Below are 21798 nucleotides of genomic sequence, written 5' to 3'. Positions count from 1 at the left end.
ACGTGACTTCGGCTCTCCGCGTCGGGCCCGCCCGGGAGACCCGCGGTCCGGCCCGCACCCTGCGGGCCGGACCGCTGGCCGCCGCGCTCGCCGTCGCCCTGCTGCTCGCGCTGACCGCCGCCGTCTCGCTCGGCTCGGTGGACCTCCCGCCCGGCGAGGTCTGGTCGGTGGTCGTCCACCACCTCACCGGCCGTGCGCCCGAACCCGGTACCCGGGACCTCATCGTCTGGCAACTGCGCGTCCCGCGCGCCCTGTTGGCGGCCGTGGTGGGCGCCGGACTCGGCCTGGTCGGCACCGCCGTCCAGGCCCTTGTCCGCAACCCGCTCGCCGACCCCTACCTGCTGGGCATCTCCTCCGGCGCCTCCCTCGGGGCGGTCGCCACCATCGTCCTCGGCACCGCCTTCGGTCTCGAACCCTCCTTCGGCAGCGCGCTCGGCCTCACCGTCTCCCTGGCGGCCTTCGCGGGCGCGCTGGCCGCGTTCTCCCTGGTCTGGCTGATGGCCCGGCGCGGCGGCGGCTTCTCGCCGCTGCGCCTGGTGCTGGCCGGCATCGGCATCGCCCAGTTCCTCGGCGGCATCACCAGCTACCTCGTCCTCCAGACCAGCGACGAGCAGCAGACCCGAGGCGTGCTGTTCTGGCTGATGGGCAGTCTCGGTGGCGCCGTGTGGGCCCAACTCGCCGTCCCGGCAGTCGCGGTGGTCAGCGGACTGGCTCTGCTCCAGGCCCGCGCGCGGGGGCTCAACGCGATGCTGATGGGCGACGAGACGGCCGCCGGGCTCGGTGTGGACGTCACCCGGCTGCGCCGGGAGGTCTTCGTCGTCACCAGCGTGCTCACCGGGGTGCTGGTCGCCGTCTCCGGGGCGATCGGCTTCGTCGGGCTGATGGTGCCGCACGTCTGCCGGCTGCTCGTCGGCGGTGACCACCGGCGGCTGCTGCCGCTGTCCGCCCTCACCGGAGCGGTGCTCCTGGTCGTGGTCGACACCATGGCCCGGACCGCCCTGGACGGCCAGGAACTGCCGATCGGCGTGGTCACCGCCGTGCTCGGCGCTCCCACCCTTCTCTACCTGCTGGACCGACGACTGGAGCGCAGTTGAGGATCGCCGTCGAGGACCTGAGCGTCGCCCTGGCAGGGCGCACGGTGGTGGCCGGGGTCCACCTGGTCGCCGAGGAGGGGGAGATCGCCGGACTGGTCGGGCCCAACGGCAGCGGCAAGTCCAGCCTGCTGCGCACGGTCTACCGGCATCTGCGGCCGAGCGCCGGACGGGTGCTGCTGGCCGGGCGGGACCTGGTGGCGCTGCGGCCCGCGCAGTCCGCCCGGCACATCGGCGCACTGCCCCAGGAGCGCGGCGGCGACTTCGAGTTGAGCGTCCACGAGGTGGTGGCGATGGGCCGCACCCCGTACAAGCGGGCCTTCGCGGCCGACGACCCCGAGGACCGCCGGATCACCGCCGATGCCCTGCACCGGGTCGGCATGACCGACGCTGCCGAGCGCCGCTTCGCCGAACTGTCCGGCGGCGAACGGCAACGGGTGCTGCTGGCCCGCGCGCTCGCCCAGCAGCCGGACGTCCTGGTGCTCGACGAGCCGACCAACCACCTGGACGTCCGGCACCAGGTCGAACTCCTCGCCCTGCTACGGGAACAGCGCCGCACCACACTGGTCGCGCTGCACGACCTCAACGCCGCCGCCTCGGTCTGCGACCGGCTGCACGTGCTGCACCGCGGCGTCCTGGTCGCCTCCGGGACGCCGCGCGAGGTGCTGACCGCCGGCCTGCTGGCCGAGGTCTTCGGCGTACGCGCCGCGGTGGTCGAACACCCCCTCACCGGTGACCCGTTGATCGCCTTCGACCACCGCTCCCCGGCAGCCGCCCCCGCCCAGCTCCGCTAGGCCGGCTTCCGGGGGCGGGCCGCCTGGCCTCAGTGGCTCTGGTAGTGGCTCTCGTAGTGGCTCGGCCGGCCGTTCCGCTCCACCAGCCGGCCGAGCCGGGCGGCCTCCTCGTTGCGGAGCAGCTCCCAGCTGCCGTCCGGCCGGTGGAGCGCCGCCGAGTGCCAGGGGGTCGTCCAGGCGTCGGCCGCCGCCAGCAGCCGGATGCCGAACTTGGCCGCACCGGCGGGCTGCGGGTGAATGGAGAGCCGCACGGCGCGGGGGTGCTGCTCTGCGATCAACTCGCCCCAGGCCCTGCTGCGTTGGATCACCCGGTAGGCGCGCCGGCGGCACTCCCGTTGCAGGGCGGACCGGGTGCCGGGGAAGCCCGTGGCGTCCTCGGTGAGGAAGCGGATGATGCCGCGGTAGAGCCGTAGGGTCTCCTGCTCGGTCAGCACCTGCTCGCGCAGTTCCTCGACGCTCGGCGCGTACTGCTCGTGCACCCGGGCGCGCTTCTCGTCGTACGGCAGGTCGCCGAGCACCGACCGCAGGTCGAAGGTGTCGAGGTGGCGCAGGCCCTCGCGCTCGATCATCGCGGCCAACTCGTCCGAGTACTCGTCGATGTGGTCGTCGGGGACGTCGATCACGTCGCCGAAGATGTGGCCGTCCGAGCAGATCAGGATCCGTGCGCCGGGCGGGTGGATCCGGCCTATTCGGGCGCAGAGACCGTGGAGGAAGGCCAGGGACAGCCGCTCGCCCTCGTCCGGCAGGTGACCCAGCACCTTCGCCGGGTTCGGCGACTTGCACGGGAAGCCCGGCAGGGTGAAAACGATCGGCTCGCCCGCGTCGATGAAGTCCGCCAACTGCGCGAGCTGGAGAGGGAAGTGCTCGGGACGGGCGTCGAACTCCGGGTCGGCGGCGCGGCGGTGCGGGAGCAGCATCCCGAGGATGCGGGCGGCGAGCCGCTCCGTCGACCGCTGTCCGGCGGTTCTGGTGATGCTGGTGACGAGGGAGGTCGCGGCGGTGACGGGGACGGTGCCGACGGGCGGCATGATGGATCTCCTCCATGGACGGGCGGGCGTACGGGGTCCGGGCGGGCGGGAGTACGGGCTTCGGCGGGCGGAGCCGGGGCGGGGAGCCGGGGGCGGCTGGTCGGGCAGCCGGCTGGCCGCTGCTCAGGCGCGCCGATCGTAGGCGACCGGCAGCCGGTTGACGCCCCGGGCCAGGACGGCTGGGATCCAGGCGAGTTCGTCCAGGCCGTCCCCGGGGTCGACGGCCGGACGCAGTCCGGGCAGCCGGGTGAGCAGGGTGCCGACGGCGATCTGGAGTTCGGCCCGGGCCAGGGCGGCGCCGGGGCAGTAGTGGATGCCGTGGCCGAAGGCGAGGTGGGCGTTCGGCGCGCGGTCGAGGTCGAGGCGGTCCGCCTCGGGGAACTGCTCCTCGTCCCGGTTGGCGGCGCACAACGAGACGATCACCGAGTCGCCTGCCGGGACGGTGGTGTCGAACAGGTCGCTGTCCTCGGCGAAGAAGCGCCAGGTGGTGAGCTCGAACGCGGCGTCGTGGCGCAGCAGTTCCTCCACCGCCCGGGACAGGCGGCCGGGCTCGTCGAGCCCTGCGCGCAGTTCGGCGAGCTGTCCGGGGTGGCGCAGCAGGGTGATCAGCATGGTGGTGATCTGGTTGGTGACCGGCTCCTGCCCGGCGACCAGCAGCTGGAACACGATCGAATCGAGCTCCTCGCGGCTCAACTCGCCCGTGTCATGGGCTGCTACGAGCCGGCCGAGCAGGTCCTCGCGCTCGTCCCAGCCGGGGGCGAGGCGGTCGGCGTGCTTGCGGTCGACCACCTCGGCGATGAACGTCTGCAGGCCGCGCAGCCGCGCCTCGTACGCCGGACGCCCTGGGTCCCGGGGGCCGACCGGCTGGACCACCTTGCCCCATTCGCGGTCGAAGCGGGCGGCCAACTCGGCGGGCAAGCCGATGACTTCGGCCAGTACCCGGAAGGGGTAGTGGGCCGCGAAGCCCGCCACCAGGTCGGCGCCGCCGGTGGCGGGCAGCTCGTCCACCAGGGCGTCGGCGAGCTCCTGGAGCCGCGGGCGCAGCGACTCCACCCGGCGCGGGGCGAAGGCGTCCACCACCAGGCGGCGCATGGCGCTGTGCTTGGGCGGGTCCTGGTGCAGCAGGTGGACCTGGAGCTGGGAGTGCTGGGGCTCCGGCATGATCGAGGCGAGCCGGCGCCAGTTGTCGTTGCCCAGGGCGTGGTTCTTGCCGAGCCGGGGATCGTTGAGGGTCGCATGGGCGGCCTGGTAGCCGGTGACCAGCCAGGCGTGGATGCCGCTCGGGAACTCCACCCGATGCACCGGTCCGGCCTCGCGCATCCGGCGGTAGAGGGGGTACGGGTCGGTCTTGTAGTCCGGGCCGTACAGCGGGACGGGGCCGGCGAGCCCGCCGTCGCCGTACGGGCAGCGCGGCGCTCCGGACGCGGGCCCGGTCCCGGCTCCGGTCGTGGTCGTGGGCGTTGGCGTGGGCGTTGGCGTGGGCGCGCCCGTGCTCGTGCTCGTGCTCGTTGAGGCGATCGCATCGTCGGCTTCGGCCGGGGGCGGGGTGCGGACGGTGTCGGTCATGTGGGTTCCTCCGAAGGGGCGGGACGGGATCTCGGGCGGCTGTCAGGCCTGCGGGCGGCGGTACCGGGCGAGCAGGACCACGGCGGTGGCCGCGACCAGGGCGGCCAGGGCGATGCCCGCGTGTGTCCGGGTGCCGGGCCGTTCGTCCGCGAGGGCAGTGGCGGTGGCCAGGGCCGGGCCGAGGGCGAAGCCGAGGCTGCGGGAGAGCTGGACGGCGGAGCCGGCGGTGGCGAGTTTCCCGGGCGGGGAGGCGGTCATCACCAGCGCCTGGGTGGGGCCGCCGTTGAGGCCCATCCCGGCACCGGCCAGGGCGAGCCGCGCGGCGACGTCGACGGTGGACCAGCCGGAGTCCACCGGGACGAGCAGCGCGAGGCCGCAGGTGGTGAGGGCGGCGCCGGTGAGTGCGGTCGGCCGGGCGCCCCAACGATCGGCCAGCCGGCCGCCGACCCGCCCGGCCAGCACCATGCCGAGCGGGAAGGCCAGCATGGTCAGCGCGGTGCCGGTGGCGCTCTCTCCGTGCGGGCCGCGCAGGTACTGGACGAGCAGGTACTGGCAGGCGGCGAAGCCGGCGGCGAGCGCGAGCACCGAGGCGTTCACCCCGGCGGTCCCGGCGGCCCGCAGCACCTCCGCGACCGGCCGACCGCCCGGTCGGCGCAGCCAGAGCCGCACCAGCGGCGCGGCGGGCAGCGCGAGCAGCAGCCACTGCGGGGCCTTAGGTGCCAGGGTGAGTCCGAGCAGGACGGCGGCCACTGCCGCGCCGATGAGGGCGGCGTCGCGCAGCGAACCCCGGTCGGGCAGGCGCAGCCGACCGCGACGAGGGGCGTTCCGGCGCACGAGCAGGACGGCGGCCAGGCAGACCGGCAGCTTGACCAGGAAGATCGCCCGCCAGCCGAGGTGATCCAGCAGCAGGCCGCCGACCACCGGGCCGGCGACGGCCCCGAGCGGCCCCAGCGTCGCGGGCACGCTCATCGCCCGCCCGCGCAGCTCGGGCCGGACGGAGGTCGCGGCCAGCACCGGCATCAGGACGAACAGCACGGCCCCGAAGGCACCTTGCAGCAGGCGTGCCGTGATCAGCCAACTCATCCACGGGGCAAGGGCGGCCAGCATGCTGCAGGTCGCGAAGCAGCCGACCGCGAGCAGCAGTGCGGGCCTGGTGCCGACCTGGTCGAGCCATCGTCCGGCCGGCAACAGCAGGGCGACCAGGGGGAGTTGGTAGCCGAGGACGGCCCACTGGGCGACCGCGGCGGAGACGTGCAGGCCGGAGGATATGTCGGTGAGCGCCAGGTTGACCACGTTCATGTCGAGCATCGCGACGAACGAGAGCAGCCCGGCGGCCGCGACCAGGCTCCATCGGTCGACGGGCCGCGGCTGACCTGTCGTCAGATCGTGGATGTGTGATGGGTTTGGCGCCCGCACGAAAGTCCTCCGTTCCCCGCTGCCGTACCGGGCACCGCCTCGGCGGCGGCGTCCGGTACAGCAGTCGGGGGCGCGGGGGGCCTGGTTCCGAACGTTTGGGGGAATTTTCCCGGGCGAACGGCTTTCAGCGAACGGATGACAGATGACAGCTTTCGAAATCTGTCATCCGTTTGCTGTCATCTGTCACCTGTCACCTGTCACCCGACATCTGCCTTTAGTCGTCCGTCCCGTCGTCCGCCCGCTGTCGGGCCGGGGCCGCCGCCCGCCGGGTCGCCGCGCCCGGGGCGCCCGCCGCTCAGCAGGCCGTCGCGAGTTCGCCGGCCTCGGCCGCCCGGAGCCGCGCTACCAACTCCTCGCGCGCCCGGGCGACCCGGGAGCGGACGGTGCCGACCGGGCATCCGGCGACCTCGGCCGCCTCGGCGTAGGTCAGGCCGACCACCTGGGTCAGCACGAAAGCCTCCCGCCGCTGCGCGGGCACCCGTTCGAGGAGGTCCCCGAGGGCGATGCCGTCCTCGAACTCGGCCGTCGGGGCGCCCCCCTGCCGTTCCGCCGCCTCCTGCCAGTCCGGTAGTGCCGCGCAACGCGGCCGGGCGGCGGCCATCCGGTAGCGGTCGATCACCGTGCGCCGGGCGATCGACAGCAGCCAGGTACGGGCCGATGAGCGCCCGGCAAAGGCCGGGAGGCTGCGCAGCGCCCGCAGGAAGGTCTCCTGGGCGAGGTCGTCGGCGGACTGCACGTCGGTCAGGTGGGCGACGAAGCGCCAGACGTCCCGTTGGGTGGCTCGGACGAAGGCCTCGACGTCGGCGGGCCGCCCCGACCGGGCGGTCAATGCGAGAGCGGTCAGCTGGTCGTCATCCACGGCGGCCTCCGGTCGTGACGATCCCGGTCTCGCGAGCATCGCCGGACGCGACCCGTTCGCTCCCGGCCCGGCAGCCGTGCGGGACGATGGTCATATGAGATGCGCGCAGTTTCGTACCGCTCTGTCCGCACGGCTCGACGGCGAACCGGGCGGCCTGCCCGGCACCCGGCTGGACAAGCACCTGGCGCGCTGCACCGGCTGCCGGGACTGGCTGGAAGAGGCCGAGCGGCTGCGCGACCAGGTGTCGGCGGCCGCCGCCGACGGGCCGTCGGAGGCGTGGGCGGCCGGGCTGCCGGCTCGGCTGGGCGTCGACGCCCCGGTCGGTCACGCGCCGGAGGGGTCGCAGACCGTGGAGCGGTAGGACGGTGGCGCCGGTGCGAACCGGTGCGCCGTCGAAGTGAGGCATGGGAAGGTCCCGAGGGGAAGGCTGGGGGCGGCACCGCGCACAGCGGCACCGCAGGCGTCCGTGGGCCGGCCACGCGGCACACCGCACCTCCCGCTGAGGAGGGCGGCGGACGCGGGCACGGGCCCGAGCCCTGACGGCACGGCAGCGCGAGGCGCGACGGCACCGGAGGAGACGGCGCCGGGCGCGGCGGCGCGGCAGGGCGACCTGCCCGACGCGAACGTCCCGGGATGGCCGGAGTCCGGCCGGTGGGGGAGGAGCGCGGCGGGCGCGTCAGCAGGCGAGCGCGAACGCCGGCGGCCCACGCCGGACGACGGCATGGGTGAGCAGCACCGACCGGAGCGGCCGAGCCGGTCGGTCGGCGCGCCGGGGCGCGGCGGGCGGCCGGTACCCGAGCGGGCGGGCGAACAGCGTCAGCAGCGGGAGCAGCAGCGCCCCCGCGACCACCGTCCCGAGCGCGGCGAGCAGCTCGAAGACCCGGACCAGCGCGGCCTCACCGCGCCAGAGCAGCAGCGCGCAGACGAGCGCCGCCACGACGTGGGCGAGGGCCATCCCGGTCGACATGCCGTGCGACATCCCGCCGGACAACTGACCGGACATCCCGCCGGACGTCTGACCGGACATCCCGACGGACATCTGGTGGGTCATCCCCGAGGACATGGCCGGCATCCCGGTCGTCCCGGCCGCCCCGCTCATCCCCGGCATGCCCATGTTCACGGCCGGCCCGTCGACCGACCCCACCGCGCCGTGGTGCATCCCCGCCATCGGCCGCAGGCTGCCGCTGGGCGGCGGGACGTCCGGGTCGATGCCTGCCATCCGGGCCAGCTCGACGGGAGGGAGCCCGCCGCCGGTCCGGTCCGGGTTGCAGAGCAGCAGGGCCGCCCAGTCCGTGCCGGCGAGCCGGCCGAGACCGGCGCCCCCGTGGCCGACCGTCCCGGCCTGTTGGAACAGCAGGTGTAGCGCGCTCTGCGCCGCGACCATCCAGATGCTGATCACACCGATTCCGCGCCGCTTCCCGGCCAGTAGCCAGGTCAGTCCGAGGACGGCTCCGAAGGCGCCGAGCAGTACCGGCGGCGAGACCCCGGCCCCGGCCATCGCGACGTGCGCGGTGGCGGCCATCGCCACGCACAGCGCGGCGAAGACCGCGGCGCGCAGCAGGCGGATCCGGTCGGTCATCACGATGGCACTCATCGTCGCACCCGCCGGGTCCCGGCCGTACCGCACCCTCCGGTCATGGCCGGATCCGGCCCGTGAGACCATGCCCGGCCCGTCGGGTTGACCGATAAGTCGCTTTTAGCACCGTTTCACCCGGTCGTCGAACCGACTTGACACGCGCACCTCCCGGTCACTACATGTGCACACTCCAGCACGGAACGTACGTGTCGAAACGAATCGGATCGGAAGCAGGAGGCGCGGCCATGAACACTCCGACGGAGGCCCCCACCCCGGCGGCGGGTACCCCGGACCTCTCCGACCCCCGCTTCTGGCGATTGCCGGCCCCCGCCCGCGCCGCGGCCTTCGCGGAGCTGCGCCGCCGTCCCGCCCCGGCCTACTTCGGCGACCGTGCCACCGGCCGGGGCTTCCACGCCTTGGTTCGGCACGCCGACGTGGTCGAGGCGAGTCGTAGCCCCGCCGTCTTCCGGTCCGGTCCCGGCGCGACTACCCCGGAACCGCCCCGCTGGGTCCGGCTGCTGTTCGGCGACTCGATGGTCAACCTGGACGACCCCCGCCACTCCCAGCTGCGCCGGATCGTCTCCCGGGCCTTCACCCCGCGACTGCTCGGCCGGATCGAGGAGGACGTCCGCCGGATCGCCGCCGCCCTGGTGGACGAGGTCGAACGCGGCCGGCCCGAGGACTTCGTCGGCACGGTGGCCGCCGAGCTCCCGTTCCAGGTCATCTGCTCCATGATGGGCATCCCCGAAGGGCCCCGCCGCACCATCCTCGACCTGGTCAACCGCACCTCCGAGGGCACCGGGGTGGCCCGGGCACGGAGCGGCCGGATCCGGATTCCCGGGCGCGGCCTGGCGGCACTCGCCCGGATGCAGGGCATCGTGGCCACGATCGGCCGCGAGCGCCGCCGTCGGCCCGCCGAGGACCTGATCTCCGCGCTGGTCACCGCGGACGTGGACGGCCGCCGGCTGACCGGCCGGGAGCTGGGCGCCTTCTTCAGCCTGCTGCTGGTCGCCGGGGTCGAGACCACCCGCAACGCGCTCGCCCACGGTCTCCACCTGTTGACCGTCCACCCCGAGCAGCGCGCGCTGCTGCTCGCCGACCTGGACGGACGACTCGACGGGGCGGTGGACGAGATCGTCCGCCACGCCACCCCGATCGTCCAGTTCCGTCGGACCGTCGCCGTAGACCACGAACTCGGCGGCCCGGGCGGTCCGCTGCTGCGGGCGGGGGAGAAGGTCGCGCTGTACTACGGCTCGGCGAACCGGGACGAGACGGTGTTCCCGGACCCCGAGGCCTTCGACATCGCCCGCACCCCCAACCCCCACCTCGGCTACGGCGGCGGCGGGCCGCACTACTGCCTCGGCGCGTACCTGGCCCGGCAGGAGATGACGGCGCTGTTCCGCGAACTGTTCACCCGGCTGCCCGAGGCGCGGTCGCTCGGCGAGCCGGTGCTCGTCCCGTCCAGTTTCGACCACCGGGTCGGCGCGCTGCGCTTCACCTTCTGAGCCCTCCGAGCCCTCCGAGCCGGCTGGGCCCGCTGACTCCTCCGAGCCGGCTGGGCCCGCCGAGTCCTCCGAGCTTCCTCGGCCCCGGCCGCCCCACGGCTCGGCGGCGGCCCGTCAGGCAGGCTCCCAGACCGCGTGGTCGTGGGCGAAGAACACCCGGCGCGGCGCGTGTTCCGCCACCCGGTCCAGCCAGGCCCGGTAGCCGGGCAGCGGCGCGGCCACCCCCTCGCGGGTGGCCTGCCGGGCAAGCAGCGCCTGCCCGTACTCGGTGGCGAAGTCGTACGCCTGCCCGGCTAGCAGTACGGTGCAGTCGCCCAGCCGCTCGACCAGCAGTGACTGGTGGCCGTCGGTGTGTCCGGGGGTGGGCAGCACCCGGACGCCGGGCCAGATCTCGGCCTCGCCGTCGAGTTCGTGGTGAACCGCGCCGGGGAAGTCGACCAAGCCGTCGATGGTGTAGTCACCGCGCCGGGCGGTGGCCAGCTCGCTCGACTGGACGAGGACGGGAGTCCCGGCGAACAGCGGATTGCCGCCGCAGTGGTCGAAGTGCAGGTGGCAGTTGACCACCAGGTCGATGTCCGAGACCGAGACGCCGGCCGCTGCGAGCGCCTGCGGCAGCGGGCGGCGGACGGGGCGGTAGTGCGCCTCGGTCTCCGGCGAGCCCGCGCCGATCCCGGTATCGAACAGCAACAGCCCGTGCGGGCCGCGGACGAGGTACGCGAGCACCGGCTCCACCCGCGGCTCGGGGCCGCCCACCTCGGAGGCCGGCCGGACGATGTAGCCCAGGTCCAGACGGCGGATCGTGTGCATGTGTCCCCCCCTTGTCACTCAGCCCCCGTGCGTCGGCCGCGAAGGCCGCGTCTTCGCACCCTACCCGTCGGTCGGAAGCCGGCCGCCGGTGCTGCGGAACTGCCGCCGTTCGGGCGCCGTTCGGGCGCGGCGCAGGCGATGTGCGGTCGACGTGCGGGAACGGGTCGGGCGGTGGTCTGCGTCACGGCGGGCGGACCGGATGCGGAGCACAATGCCAGCCGTGACCGAACGTCAGACAACCCCCGCGGCCGCGCACCGGCCCGAGTCGGCACCCGGGCCCATCCCCGGCCCCGCCGACCGCCCCACCGCCGACCGCCCCACCGCCGACGTCTGGGCGGCTCTCGGCGGACCGGCCGAACTGCTGGACCGGGTGAGTTTCCACGGCCCGCAGGACGGCCTGCCCTCCGGCCTCCAGGTGCGGCGACTGGCCCGGGCCACCGTGGCCGCCTGCTCGCTGGCCGCCGCCGAACTCGCCGCGCACCGCAGCGGCGGGCCGGTCCCCGCGGTCCGGGTGGACGAGGGCGCGGTCGCCACCTCCTTCGTCAGCGAGCGGCACCTGGAGGTCGACGGCCGCAAGCCCGTCAGCTTCGCGCCGCTCTCCGGCTTCTGGCGCACCGCCGACGGCTGGGTCCGCACCCACGCCAACTACCCGCACCACCGCGACCGGCTGCTCGCCGTCCTCGGCCTCGCTCCCGACGCCGGGCCCGAGCAGCTCGCCCAGGCACTCGGCAAGCTGCCGGCCGAGCAGGTCCAGGAGCGCGCCTACGAGGCAGGGGCGCTCGCCGTGGCAGTCGCGTCGGTGAGCAATGCCGTGCACCCCTTGGTGGAGTGCCGGGAAGTCGGCACCGCGCCCGTCCGGCCACTCCCCGCGGCCCCGGTGGACCGGCCCGCTGCCGGGATCCGGGTCCTCGACCTCAGCAGGGTGATCTCCGGACCGGTCGCCACCCGCACCCTCGCCCTGCTCGGCGCCGACGTGCTGCGGATCGACTCGCCCCGGCTGCCCGAGGCCGACGACGCCCACACCGACACCGGCTTCGGCAAGCGCTCCACCAGGCTGGACCTCGCCGACCCGGCCGACCGGGCCACCTTCGAGGGCCTGCTCGACACCGCCGACGTGGTCGTCAGCGCCTACCGTCCCGGTTCGCTCGACACCCACGGCCTCGCCCCCGAGGCGCTGTTCGCCCGCCGCCCCGACCTGATCCTCGCCCAGCTCTGCGCCTGGGGCTGGAGCGGCCCGCGGGCCGGGCGCCGCGGCTTCGACAGCCTGGTCCAGGCCGGCGTCGGCATCGCCGCCCACGAGGCGGCCCCCGACGGCCGACCCGGCGCGCTGCCCGCCCAGGCCCTCGACCACGGCACCGGCTACCTCCTCGCCGCCGCCGTCCTGCGCGCTCTCACCGAGCAGCGCACCCACCGCCCCGGCGGCCGCCACCTGCGCTTCTCCCTGGCCGGCACGGCCTCCTGGCTGCTGCACGGCATCCCGCCCGAGCCGACGGCCGCCCCGGGCCCGGACACCGAACCGTACGAAGCGGCGCACTGGCTCATCGAGACCGACTCGGCGTACGGACGGCTGCGGTACGCCCGGCCGCCGATCGGTTACGACGGCGCACCCGTCGACTGGGCGCGCTCGCCAGGGCGTTGGGGGACGGACACGCCGGTCTGGCTCTGAGCGGCCTCGGGGCGGCGTGGCGTGGCGCGGCGGGGGTGCGGCGGGTGGCGTCAGAGGGGTCTGGCAGCATCCTGGGCATGACCGCCGCACACGCCACCGACTACACCTGGTTCGAACAGCGCTATCCCGTCCTGGGTGAGGCCTACTGCCTCACCCACGTCGAGGGGATCGGCGGCGACGAACTGCTGCGCCGCTTCGACGCCCTGCCCGGCCGGGAGGTGACCGGCCTGGACGCGGTGATCGCGGCCTGGGAGACCTTCGACGACGGGGAGGACGAGGAGGCCGAGGCACTGTTCGACCTGGACGAGGACCGGCTGCTCGTCGCCGTCACCGAGCTCGACGGCTGGGCGCTCGCTGTCGAGCCGTACGGCTACCTCGGCAGCCTGCACGACGTCATCCCCCGGCTCGTCGACGGCACCCGGTTGGTCTCGCACTTCCGGAACGCCAATGCGGTGGACCACTTCAACTGGTGGGAGCACGGCTCCTGCCGGCTGCAGTTCGAGCCGCTCTTCGCCGACCAGCGGCACGGCACGGACGCCGAGGCCCCCGGTGTCGCCGAGCTGCTGACGGCCTGCGGCTTCCAGCTGGACGGCGAACGCCGGGCGCTGCACACCGAGGCGGCCTTCGCGCTCGCCGAGCGGCTGACGGACGTGCGTCTCGGACCGGAACGGCTGGAGGCCGCCACCTTCCGGCTCGGCTACGCCCCCCGGCCGTAGCAGGGGGGCGAGGGCGCTCGGACAGTGATGGCCCAGGGGGTGGTGGCGCCGCGTCAGACCCCGGCCGGGATCTGCTTGGCCCGGCCGCGCACCTGGATGGCGGTCACGATCTCCACCAGGCCGAGGATCACCAGCCAGCACCCGGCCAGCACGGTGAGCGCGGCGATCGAGCCGACCGGCCAGACCATCAGCAGCACTCCGGCCAGGGTGTTGGCCACGCCGGCGAAGGCCTGCCAGCCGCGGGCGGGCATCAGCGGATCGGAGATCACGGCGGCGAGCTGGGTGATGCCGCGGAACAGCCAGCCGATCCCGATCCAGAGGGCGAGCAGCAGCAGTGACTGCACCGCGCCGCGGAAGCAGAGCAGCCCGAGCAGCAAGCTGATCGCGCCGCTGATGAACGCCAGCACCCGCAGCGCGGTGGTGGTGTGGGTGCCGAACGCGGCGACCAGCTGGACGACGCCGATGACCAGCAGGTAGACGCCGAACAGCACGCCCACCACCACCAGCGTCTCGCGTGGCCACACGAAGACGACGATGCCCAGGGCGAGCGAGGCCACGCCTGCGGCCAGCAGGACCTGCCAGGCGGCCTTGGCGAGCAGGCCGAGCGGGCCCTGGGTCGGGGAGCCTTCGGGGGTGATGATCGGAGGGGCCACGACGAAGTACTCCTCGGGTCGGGGGCGGAGAACGAACCCCAGCCTCTTCGCACCGCCGCCGGCCCGCACGGTGGGTACGTCCGTTCGAGTTTTTCAGGCCGCCGGAACGACATCCTCCGGCCATCTGCCGGCGATACCGTCCGGCGGTATGACTTCTGAAGGGTGGGGGACCCCTCCGGTCGAGCCGATCAGCCAGCACTACATCGTCTGCGGGGGCAACGCACTGGCCCACCGGCTGGTCCTGGAGCTCGTCGAGCACTACGACGTCCCGGTCGTCGTCCTGGTCGCCGACCGCACCCGCGACCACGCGCCGCAGATCGAGCAGATCACGGGTGTCGCGGCCGTGGTCGAGTACCCGAACCTCACCGAGGAGGCGCTGCGGGCGGTGTCCATCGACACCGCCCGCGGCCTCGCCCTGGTCGAGGGCAGCGACCAGGACAACATCCACGCAGCACTCAGCGCCCAGTGCCACAATCCGGACATCCGGACCGTGTTCCGGATGTTCAACCAGCGTCTCGGTGAGAACATCGAGCGATTGCTCAGGAACGGCGCCGCGCTCTCCGGCTCCGCGACCGCCGCCCCGGCTTTCGCCGCCGCCGCGCTGGGCCGGCCCAACTCGGTCGAGATCGACGGCCGCTACCTGCACATCGCGTTCGACGACGCCATCACCCCGGACCAGATCTGCGTGGTCGCCGACCACATCGACCGGCAGGACCTGAGCAAGATCCGTCTGCTGCCGGAACAGGAGGGCGACTCGGCCCAGTTCGTCAGGCTCGCCCGGGAGTTCGGCGACGACGGGCCCGTCCGGCCGGGCGGGCTGCGCCGCTCACCGGCGTCGGAGCCCGCGCCCGCTGCCTACCCCGAGGCCGAAGGCGAGGTCGAAGTCGCGGCCGGCTCCGAGTTCGAGTCCGGGGCCGAGCCCGAGGCCGAGCCCGACGCCGAGGAGGCGTCGGGCGGGACCGCGGCGCTGCAGGCACTGCGGATGAAGCCCCGGGAACCGATCAGCTGGGTACGGCGGCTGCGCTGGCGGGTGCTCGACACCATGCGTTTCCTCGCCAGCGCCCGGCTGCGGGTGGTGCTGCTCACCGCGCTCGCCGCGGTGCTGATGGCCTTCGCCGTGCTCTGGTACCTCAACCGTGACTTCGGCTGGACCGTCTACGTCTCCCTGCTCGACCTGGCCGGCGCCGCCCAGCCCGACCAGCAGGCCGACATCGCCGCCGGGACCGGCACGGGCGGGGTCTGGCAACGGGTCGCCCAGGTGGTGATCACCATCTGCGGGATCACCTTCGCGCCGGTCGCCACCGCCATCGCGGTCGAGGTGCTCGGCTCCGGGCGGCGCGGGCTGCCGCGCAACCCGAGTGCCGGCACCCGGGACCACGTGATCGTGGTCGGACTGGGCAACGTCGGTACCCGGGTCGCCACCCAGCTGCACGGGATGGGCGTGCCGGTCGTCTGCCTGGAGCGCGACCCGCAGGCCCGCGGCATCGCCGCCGTCCGGGCGCTCGGCATTCCGGTCGTGCTGGGCGACGGGCCGTTCGAGGAACAGCTCCGCCGGGCCCGCCTGAAGCACAGCCGGGCGGTGATCGCGCTCAGCGGGGACGACGCCACCAACCTGGAGGCGGCGCTGGAGGCCCGCCACGGCAACCCCGACGTCCGGGTGGTCGTCCGACTGTTCGACGACGACTTCGCCGGCCACTTCTACAGAACGCTGGACAACGCGGCCTCCCGCTCGGTCTCCTACCTGGCCGCGCCCGCCTTCGCCGCCGCCCTGATGGGCAGCGAGGTGCGCGGCACGCTCTCGGTGTTCCGGCACGTGCTGTTGATCGCCGAGCTGACGGTGGAGGACGGCAGCGGACTCATCGGTCTGAACAGGCACGACCTGGAGGACCCGGGCGGCGTCCGGGTGATCGCCGCCCGCTTCGCCCGCAGCAGCCACCTCCAATGGGGCTTCGCGGACCGCACCCGGCGGCTGGCCCCGGGCGACCGCATCGTGGTCGCCGCCACCCGGAGCGGGCTGGCTCGGCTGAACACGGTGCTGGTGGAGGAGGGTGACGGGGAGCGGGTGACAGCTGACAGGCAACAGCCGACAGGTAACAGTTGACAGCTGACAGGTTTCAACATCTGAAATCCGTCAGCTGTCAGGTGTCAGCTGTCATCCGGCGCCCGTCAGCGGTTCTCGAACTTCGCGGCCCGCTTCTCGGCGAAGGCCGCCATGCCCTCCTTCTGGTCCACGGTGGCGAACACCGAGTGGAACAGCCGGCGCTCGAAGCGGACGCCCTCGGCCAGCGTGGTCTCGAAGGAACGGTTGACGCTCTCCTTGAGCATGATCGCCGACGGGGTGGACATCGCGGCGACGGTCTCGGCGGTGGCCAGCGCCTCGGCCAGCAGCTGGTCGGCAGGGACGATCCGGGCGACCAGGCCCGCCCGCTCGGCCTCCTCGGCGTCCATCATCCGGCCGGTCAGGCACAGGTCCATGGCCTTCGCCTTGCCGATCGCGCGGGTCAGCCGCTGCGAGCCGCCGATGCCCGGGAGCACACCGAGCTTGATCTCCGGCTGCCCGAACTTGGCGGTGTCCGCGGCCAGCAGGATGTCGCACATCATCGCCAGCTCGCAGCCGCCGCCCAGCGCGAACCCGGCCACCGCCGCGACGACCGGCTTGCGCAGCGCGCCGATGCGGTCCCAGGGGCCCAGCCAGTCGTCCAGGTATACGTCCGGGAACCGGTTGTCCTGCATCTCCTTGATGTCGGCTCCGGCCGCGAAGGCCTTCTCCGAACCGGTGATCACCAGACAGCCGATCTCCGGGTCCCGGTCGAAGGCGGTGGCGGCCGCCACGACCTCGTTCATCAGCTGGGTGTTCAGCGCGTTGAGCGCCTTGGGCCGGTTGAGCGTGATCAGCCCGACCCGGCCCTTGCGCTCGACCAGGATCGTCTCGTAGCTCTCGGTCTCGGTCATCGCCGTTACTTCCAATCCGCTGCTCGGCCATTCCACTGCTCGGCGCCGCGCGGGCGCGCACTGACCACCCAACGATCTACGACGCGCCCCGCCTCGCGCCAGTCTTGGTATGCGAGACGCCGGTCACCAGCCGGCTGCCGGCAGCCGGCTGGCGGCCGGTCGCCGGCACAGCGGCCACAGGGCCCAGGAGGGTGCGGGCGTGGACGCCGGGTGCGGCGTGGGCGGACGTACAGAGCTGGTCGCCGGAGCCGCCGCGTTGGTTGCCCTCGTGCGTACGGAAGCAAGCACGGGCACCGTCGTGAACCTGTGAAGCCGACGCTCAGGCGGAGCGGTCGGCGCACCCCAGGACATGATCGGCCAACAGGCGTCCGACCTCGGGGCCTGGCGTCGGAAGGCCCCGATCAGTGGCAGGTGGTCGGCCGCGCCCGGTCAGGTCAGGCCCAGCTCGTCGCCCTCGCGCGGTGCGAAGTAGCGCGCGACGTCGGCCTCCGTCACGCCGCCCAGCGTACGCGGCGACCACTGCGGGTTGCGGTCCTTGTCGATCACCTGGGCGCGGATGCCCTCGACCAGGTCGTGGCCGTCCAGTGCGGTGCAGGAGATCCGGTACTCCTGGTCGAGCACGGCCTCCAGCGAGACCAGCGCCCGCGCCCGGCGCAGTGCCGCCAGGGTGACCTTGACGGCGGTGGGGGAGTTCCCGAGCACCAGCTCGGCGGACTCCTTCGCCTCCGGCACACCGGAGTTGAGCAGCCGCTCGACGATCTCCTCGACGGTGTCGGCCGCGTAGCAGGCGTCGATCCAGTCACGCTGTCCGGCGAGCCCGGCGGTCGGCGCGGGCTCGGCGTGGGCGGCGACGGTCGCGGCCGGGTCGGTGCTGCGGGCGAGGGCGTCGAGCAGTTCGGGGATGCGCGCGGACGGAACGAAGTGGTCCGCGAAACCGCACAGCAGGGCGTCACCGGGGCCCATCGAGGCGGAGGTGAGGCCGAGGTGGGTGCCCAACTCGCCCGGGGCGCGGGCGAGCAGGCGACTGCCGCCGACGTCGGGAACGAGGCCGATCCGGGTCTCGGGCATGGCGATCGTGGAGCGCTCGGTGACGACCCGCAGCGCACTGTGGGCGGACAGCCCGACGCCGCCGCCCATGGTGATGCCGTCCATCAGCGCGACGAAGGGCTTCGGGTAGCGGGCGATCAGGGCGTTGAGCCGGTACTCGTCGCGGAAGAAGGCGCGGGTGCCGGCCCCGCCCGCCCTGACCTCGTCGTGCATCGCGCGCAGGTCCGCGCCCGCGCAAAGTCCGCGCTCACCGGAGCCGGCCAGGACGACGGCTCGCACCCGGTCGTCGTCGATCCAGTCGTCCAGGGTCGCGCGGATGGCGGTGATCATGCCATGGGTGAGCGAGTTGAGCGCCCGCGGGCGGTTCAGCACGATCCGTCCGAGACCGCCGTCGCCGTCTCCGCCCAGGACCGCCAGGACCTCCGCCACCTCTTCGCCCATCGGAACCGCTCCCGTCCCCTCGGTGATCTCGCCTTCCGCTGTCCACCGTACCGGGGCGGGCGGGTGGTTGTGATCGCGAGATATCGCCTACGGCGCCACCGCTGGACACCCTCACGCCCAGCCTCGCCGAGCAACTCGCCCCGCGCGGGATCACGGCCGACTCGATCGCGCCCGGCGTGGTGGACACCGACGTCCACGCGGGCTGGCTGCGCGGTGGAAAACAGATGACAGCTGACGGATTTCAGATGATGAAATCTGTCAGCTGTCATCCGTCGATTGTTACTTGTCAGCCGTCAGCCGTCAGCCGTCAGCCCCGCACCCGTCCCGAGACCTCGCCGAACCCGACCACCGCGCCGTCCGGCCCCGGGGCCGTCGCCGTGATGACGACCTCGTCGCCGTCCTCCAGGAAGGTCCGGGTCGTCCCGTCCGGCAGCTTGAGCGGCTCCTCGCCGTTCCAGGTCAGCTCGATCAGCGCGCCGCGGGTGTCCGGCTCCGGCCCGCTGACCGTTCCCGAGGCGAACAGGTCGCCGGTGCGCAGCGAGGCGCCGTTGGCGGTCATGTGGGTCAGCTGCTGCTGCGCCGTCCAGTACATGCCGGCGAACGGCGGACACGAGACGAGGTGCCCGTTCAGCCGGACCTCCATCGCCAGGTCCAGGCCCCACGGCTCCCCGCCGCGGTCGTCGAGGTACGCCAGCGGCTCGACGTCGCGCTGCGGCGGGGTGACCCGGGCGTGCTGCAGGGCGTCCAGCGGCACGATCCACGGCGAGACCGAGGTCGCGAAGGACTTGCCCAGGAAGGGGCCGAGCGGCACGTACTCCCAGGCCTGGATGTCGCGTGCCGACCAGTCGTTGACCAGGCAGACGCCGAACACGTGCTCGCGGAAGTCGTCCAGCGTGACCGGCCGGCCCAGTTCGGACGGCGTGCCGACGACGAAGCCGACCTCGGCCTCGATGTCCAGCCGGCGCGAAGGCCCGAAGCTCGGCACCACGTCGGCGGGCGCCTTGCGCTGTCCGTGCGGCCGCACCACCGGGGTGCCGGACACCACGACCGTGCCCGCCCGGCCGTGGTAACCGATCGGCAGGTGCTTCCAGTTGGGGGTGAGCGGCTCCGAGCCCGGGCGGAAGATCCGGCCCAGGTTGGTGGCGTGGTGCTCGGAGGCGTAGAAGTCGACGTAGTCCGCGACCTCGAAAGGCAGGTGCAGCTCGACCTCGCCGGCCGGCAGCAGCGCCGGTGACAGGGCCTCGCGGAAGGACCCGTCCGTCAGCCAGGTGGTGAGGTCGGACCGCACCTGCGTCCAGACCGAACGCCCGGCCGCCATCAGCGGGTTGAGCGAGTCGGCGTCCAGCAGCACCGACGGCGCACCGGCCGCGCGGGCGGCCGCCCCGGCGTCCAGCACGAAGTCCCCGATGCGCACACCGATCCGTCGCTGCCCGGGCCGGTCGGCCGCGGTGAAGACGCCGTACGGCAGGTTGTGCACGCCGAACGGTGAGTCCTGGGCGCTGGTGATCCAGCTGCGGGGGGTGCTCAACGGTCCTCCTGGACGAGTGGGCTGGGCGACAGCAGGCCGAGCGCGGCCAGGTCGTCCAGGGGTTCGGCGATGCTGCAGGTGCCGAACGCGGTGAACGAGTTGCGGATCACCGTAACCTGGTGCCCGCTCAGGGCGCGGACGGCCTTGGCCAGCACCTCGCCGTCGCGCTCGGCCAGCACCTCGGCGGCCGCGGCGCGGTCCGTCTCCTGGGCGGCCAGCAGCACGTTGAGGAAGCCGTGGTGCTCGAAGCCGGTCTCCGGATCGGTGTGCCGGACGGCATTGTGCAGCCCGGCCGTGCACTTGTACGGCAGGCCGCGCCGGGCGCAGCCGGTCAGGAAGGAGGCCAGCTCGTCCTCGTCCGGGAACGCCTCCGCGACGACTCCTCCGGTGCGGAGCTTCGCCCGGTAGGCGCTGTCGACGAGGATGTCCAGCGTCTCGTCCAGCCCGTTGCCGCGCAGGAGTTCGCGGGGCAGTTCGACGGCGGCGGGCACGTCCGGGGGCAGCAGTCGGTCCAGCTCGGCGACCGCCTCGGCGGCGTCCCGGGTGGCCAGTTCGACCCCGGCGAGTTCGAAGGGCGCGGCGGCGGCGAGCGCCGGCCCGAGCTCGGCGCTGCCCCCCGGCAGCACGAGCCCGACCCTGAGCGGCCCGGTGCCCTCCACCGCCGCGGCCAGTTCGCCCAAGCGGCCCGCCCCACAGAGGAACGGGCCGACCGCGTCGGCGTACCAGGCGGTGCGGTGGGCGCGGTGCGCGGGCACCGCCTCGACGACCGGCAGGTTCCCCGGCGGGAACACCGCCGCGTCGTCGAAGAGTCCCCGGAACAGCTCCGGGACGGTGAAGGGGCCCGCGGACGAACCCGCCGACGACCCCGGAGGCGGGAACGCGGGAGTGCCGGAGCTCATCGCCCGGGCCCCCGGCCCGCCCACGTCCAGGCGTAGTCGGAATCCTCGCTGGCCCGTCCGCCCTCGCCGAGCTCCAGCGGGCGGAAGGTGTCCACCATGACCGCCAGCTCGTCGAAGAAGTCCACGCCGATGCTGCGCTCGTACGCGCCCGGCTGCGGCCCGTGGGTGTGTCCGCCCGGGTGCAGCGAGATCGAGCCCTGTCCGATGCCGGACCCCTTGCGGGCCGCGTAGTCGCCGCCGCAGTAGAACATGACCTCGTCGCTGTCCACGTTGGCGTGGTAGTACGGCACCGGGATGGACAGCGGATGGTAATCCACCTTGCGGGGAACGAAGTTGCAGATCACGAAGCCGTTGCCCTCGAACACCTGGTGGGCCGGCGGCGGCTGGTGGATCCGGCCGGTGATCGGCTCGAAGTCCCGGATGTTGAAGGCGTACGGGTAGAGGCAGCCGTCCCAGCCGACCACGTCGAAGGGGTGGTGCGGCACGGTGTAGCGGGTGCCCGAAACTCCGTTCGGGCCACGGTGCTTGACCAGCACGTCGACGTCCCCTGGGGTGTCGACGACGAGCGGGCCGACCGGTCCGCGGAGGTCCCGCTCGCAGTACGGCGCGTGCTCCAGCAGCTGTCCGTACTTGGACAGGTAGCGCTTGACCGGGGTGATGTGGCTGTTCGCCTCGATGCAGTAGGCGCGCAGTGGCTCGTCCCCGGAGGGCACCCAGCGGTGGGTGGTGGCGCGCGGGATGATCACGTAGTCACCCTGCCCGACCTCGATCGAGCCGAAGACCGTCTCGACCGTGCCCGAGCCGGACTCCACGTACACGCACTCGTCGCCGAGCCCGTTGCGGTACAGCTCGCTGGGGGCCCCGGCGGCGACGTACGAGATCCGCACGTCGCCGTTGCCGAGGACCAGGCGGCGGCTGCTGACGACGTCCGCGGACTTCCATTCCTGGTCCGCGAACAGCTCGTGCAGCTTGAGGTGGCGGGGGAGCAGGGGATGGTTGGGCACCGTGGACTGGTCGGGCAGTTCCCAGGGCGCCGCGTCGACCACCGCCGAGGGGATGCCCCGGTGGTAGAGCAGCGACGAGTCGGAGGAGAAACCCTCCTCGCCCATCAACTCCTCGTAGTACAGCCCGCCTTCGGGTGTGCGGTGCTGGGTGTGCCGCTTGGGCGGGATGTTGCCCAGCTGCCGGTAGTACGCCATCTCCGTGTTCCTCCTCGACCGTCCGTGAGCCGACCGTCCGCCGGTCGACCGTCCG

19 protein-coding genes are annotated in these 21798 nt (G+C 73.5%); 7 read left to right on the top strand and 12 right to left on the bottom strand.

Features of this window, described 5'->3' with window-relative positions; genetic code table 11:
- Positions 1-2 precede the first annotated feature (2 nt).
- Together ACFV1W_RS05645 and ACFV1W_RS05640 are read left to right on the top strand one after the other, a co-directional pair.
- Entirely contained in the window at positions 3-1094 is a 1092-nt protein-coding gene (locus ACFV1W_RS05645) for a FecCD family ABC transporter permease (protein ID WP_380413400.1), read from the top strand.
- Positions 1091-1885 carry an ABC transporter ATP-binding protein gene (locus ACFV1W_RS05640; protein ID WP_380413398.1) on the top strand — a complete coding sequence of 265 codons (795 nt, stop codon included), beginning with the start codon at positions 1091-1093 and terminating at the stop codon, positions 1883-1885. The genes ACFV1W_RS05645 and ACFV1W_RS05640 overlap by 4 nt, the downstream gene beginning before the upstream one ends.
- Positions 1886-1914: 29 nt before the next feature.
- Here ACFV1W_RS05640 and ACFV1W_RS05635 read toward each other — a convergent pair whose 3' ends face one another.
- The 4 genes from ACFV1W_RS05635 to ACFV1W_RS05620 all read right to left on the bottom strand — a co-directional run bounded on the left by ACFV1W_RS05635 (position 1915) and on the right by ACFV1W_RS05620 (position 6793).
- Positions 1915-2913, bottom strand: a complete 999-nt coding sequence (locus ACFV1W_RS05635; RefSeq protein ID WP_380413396.1) for an L-tyrosine/L-tryptophan isonitrile synthase family protein — start codon at positions 2911-2913, stop codon at positions 1915-1917.
- 123 nt (positions 2914-3036) lie between these two features.
- Positions 3037-4479, bottom strand: coding sequence for a cytochrome P450 (locus ACFV1W_RS05630; protein ID WP_380413394.1), 1443 nt, complete (start codon positions 4477-4479; stop codon positions 3037-3039).
- Between the two features lie 42 nt (positions 4480-4521).
- Positions 4522-5895 (bottom strand): MFS transporter, encoded by a 1374-nt coding sequence (locus ACFV1W_RS05625; protein WP_380413392.1) that lies wholly within the window; start codon positions 5893-5895, stop codon positions 4522-4524.
- Between the two features lie 295 nt (positions 5896-6190).
- The gene (locus ACFV1W_RS05620; RefSeq protein WP_380413390.1) at positions 6191-6793 is read right to left on the bottom strand and encodes a sigma-70 family RNA polymerase sigma factor; all 603 of its coding nucleotides are present in this window, start codon (positions 6791-6793) and stop codon (positions 6191-6193) included.
- Positions 6794-6848: 55 nt separating this feature from the next.
- Here ACFV1W_RS05620 and ACFV1W_RS05615 point away from each other — a divergent pair, with 55 nt between their 5' ends.
- Complete coding sequence (locus tag ACFV1W_RS05615) at positions 6849-7115, top strand: zf-HC2 domain-containing protein (protein ID WP_380413388.1); 267 nt, start codon at positions 6849-6851, stop codon at positions 7113-7115.
- 315 nt (positions 7116-7430) lie between these two features.
- Here ACFV1W_RS05615 and ACFV1W_RS05610 read toward each other — a convergent pair whose 3' ends face one another.
- Positions 7431-8348, bottom strand: coding sequence for a hypothetical protein (locus tag ACFV1W_RS05610; protein WP_380413386.1), 918 nt, complete (start codon positions 8346-8348; stop codon positions 7431-7433).
- Positions 8349-8575: 227 nt separating this feature from the next.
- On the opposite strand from ACFV1W_RS05610, the gene ACFV1W_RS05605 reads away from it, so the two are divergent.
- Positions 8576-9835 carry a cytochrome P450 gene (locus tag ACFV1W_RS05605; protein ID WP_380413385.1) on the top strand — a complete coding sequence of 420 codons (1260 nt, stop codon included), beginning with the start codon at positions 8576-8578 and terminating at the stop codon, positions 9833-9835.
- A gap of 114 nt (positions 9836-9949) precedes the next feature.
- On the opposite strand, the gene ACFV1W_RS05600 is transcribed toward ACFV1W_RS05605, so the two are convergent.
- A complete protein-coding gene (locus ACFV1W_RS05600) occupies positions 9950-10642 on the bottom strand; it encodes an N-acyl homoserine lactonase family protein (protein ID WP_380413383.1) in 693 nt (230 codons plus the stop codon).
- Between the two features lie 220 nt (positions 10643-10862).
- On the opposite strand from ACFV1W_RS05600, the gene ACFV1W_RS05595 reads away from it, so the two are divergent.
- Both ACFV1W_RS05595 and ACFV1W_RS05590 read left to right on the top strand, forming a co-directional pair.
- Entirely contained in the window at positions 10863-12308 is a 1446-nt protein-coding gene (locus ACFV1W_RS05595; RefSeq protein ID WP_380413381.1) for a CoA transferase, read from the top strand.
- Positions 12309-12385: 77 nt separating this feature from the next.
- Complete coding sequence (locus tag ACFV1W_RS05590; RefSeq protein WP_380413380.1) at positions 12386-13024, top strand: DUF6461 domain-containing protein; 639 nt, start codon at positions 12386-12388, stop codon at positions 13022-13024.
- 53 nt (positions 13025-13077) lie between these two features.
- Here the strand turns inward: ACFV1W_RS05590 and ACFV1W_RS05585 are convergent, their stop codons facing one another.
- Positions 13078-13677, bottom strand: a complete 600-nt coding sequence (locus ACFV1W_RS05585; protein ID WP_380413378.1) for an HdeD family acid-resistance protein — start codon at positions 13675-13677, stop codon at positions 13078-13080.
- A gap of 148 nt (positions 13678-13825) precedes the next feature.
- On the opposite strand from ACFV1W_RS05585, the gene ACFV1W_RS05580 reads away from it, so the two are divergent.
- Complete coding sequence (locus ACFV1W_RS05580) at positions 13826-15778, top strand: NAD-binding protein (protein WP_380413376.1); 1953 nt, start codon at positions 13826-13828, stop codon at positions 15776-15778.
- A 65-nt stretch (positions 15779-15843) separates the two neighbouring features.
- Here the strand turns inward: ACFV1W_RS05580 and ACFV1W_RS05575 are convergent, their stop codons facing one another.
- From ACFV1W_RS05575 to ACFV1W_RS05555, 5 genes are all read right to left on the bottom strand, one after another.
- Entirely contained in the window at positions 15844-16629 is a 786-nt protein-coding gene (locus ACFV1W_RS05575) for an enoyl-CoA hydratase (RefSeq protein ID WP_380413374.1), read from the bottom strand.
- A 429-nt stretch (positions 16630-17058) separates the two neighbouring features.
- Positions 17059-18117 (bottom strand): enoyl-CoA hydratase/isomerase family protein, encoded by a 1059-nt coding sequence (locus ACFV1W_RS05570; RefSeq protein ID WP_380413372.1) that lies wholly within the window; start codon positions 18115-18117, stop codon positions 17059-17061.
- 307 nt (positions 18118-18424) lie between these two features.
- Positions 18425-19645: a fumarylacetoacetase gene (gene fahA / locus ACFV1W_RS05565; protein WP_380413370.1), complete on the bottom strand. Its 1221-nt coding sequence runs from the start codon at positions 19643-19645 to the stop codon at positions 18425-18427.
- Complete coding sequence (locus ACFV1W_RS05560; RefSeq protein WP_380413368.1) at positions 19642-20544, bottom strand: hypothetical protein; 903 nt, start codon at positions 20542-20544, stop codon at positions 19642-19644. Before ACFV1W_RS05560 ends, fahA begins: the two co-directional genes overlap by 4 nt.
- Positions 20541-21743 (bottom strand): homogentisate 1,2-dioxygenase, encoded by a 1203-nt coding sequence (locus ACFV1W_RS05555; protein WP_380413366.1) that lies wholly within the window; start codon positions 21741-21743, stop codon positions 20541-20543. The genes ACFV1W_RS05560 and ACFV1W_RS05555 overlap by 4 nt, the downstream gene beginning before the upstream one ends.
- Positions 21744-21798 lie beyond the last annotated feature (55 nt).

The organism is Kitasatospora sp. NPDC059648, assembly GCF_042734825.1.
Classification (GTDB): Bacteria; Actinomycetota; Actinomycetes; order Streptomycetales; family Streptomycetaceae; genus Kitasatospora.
The sequence above is the reverse complement of the archived record's forward strand: the minus strand, read 5'-3'. Positions and strand labels throughout refer to the sequence as shown.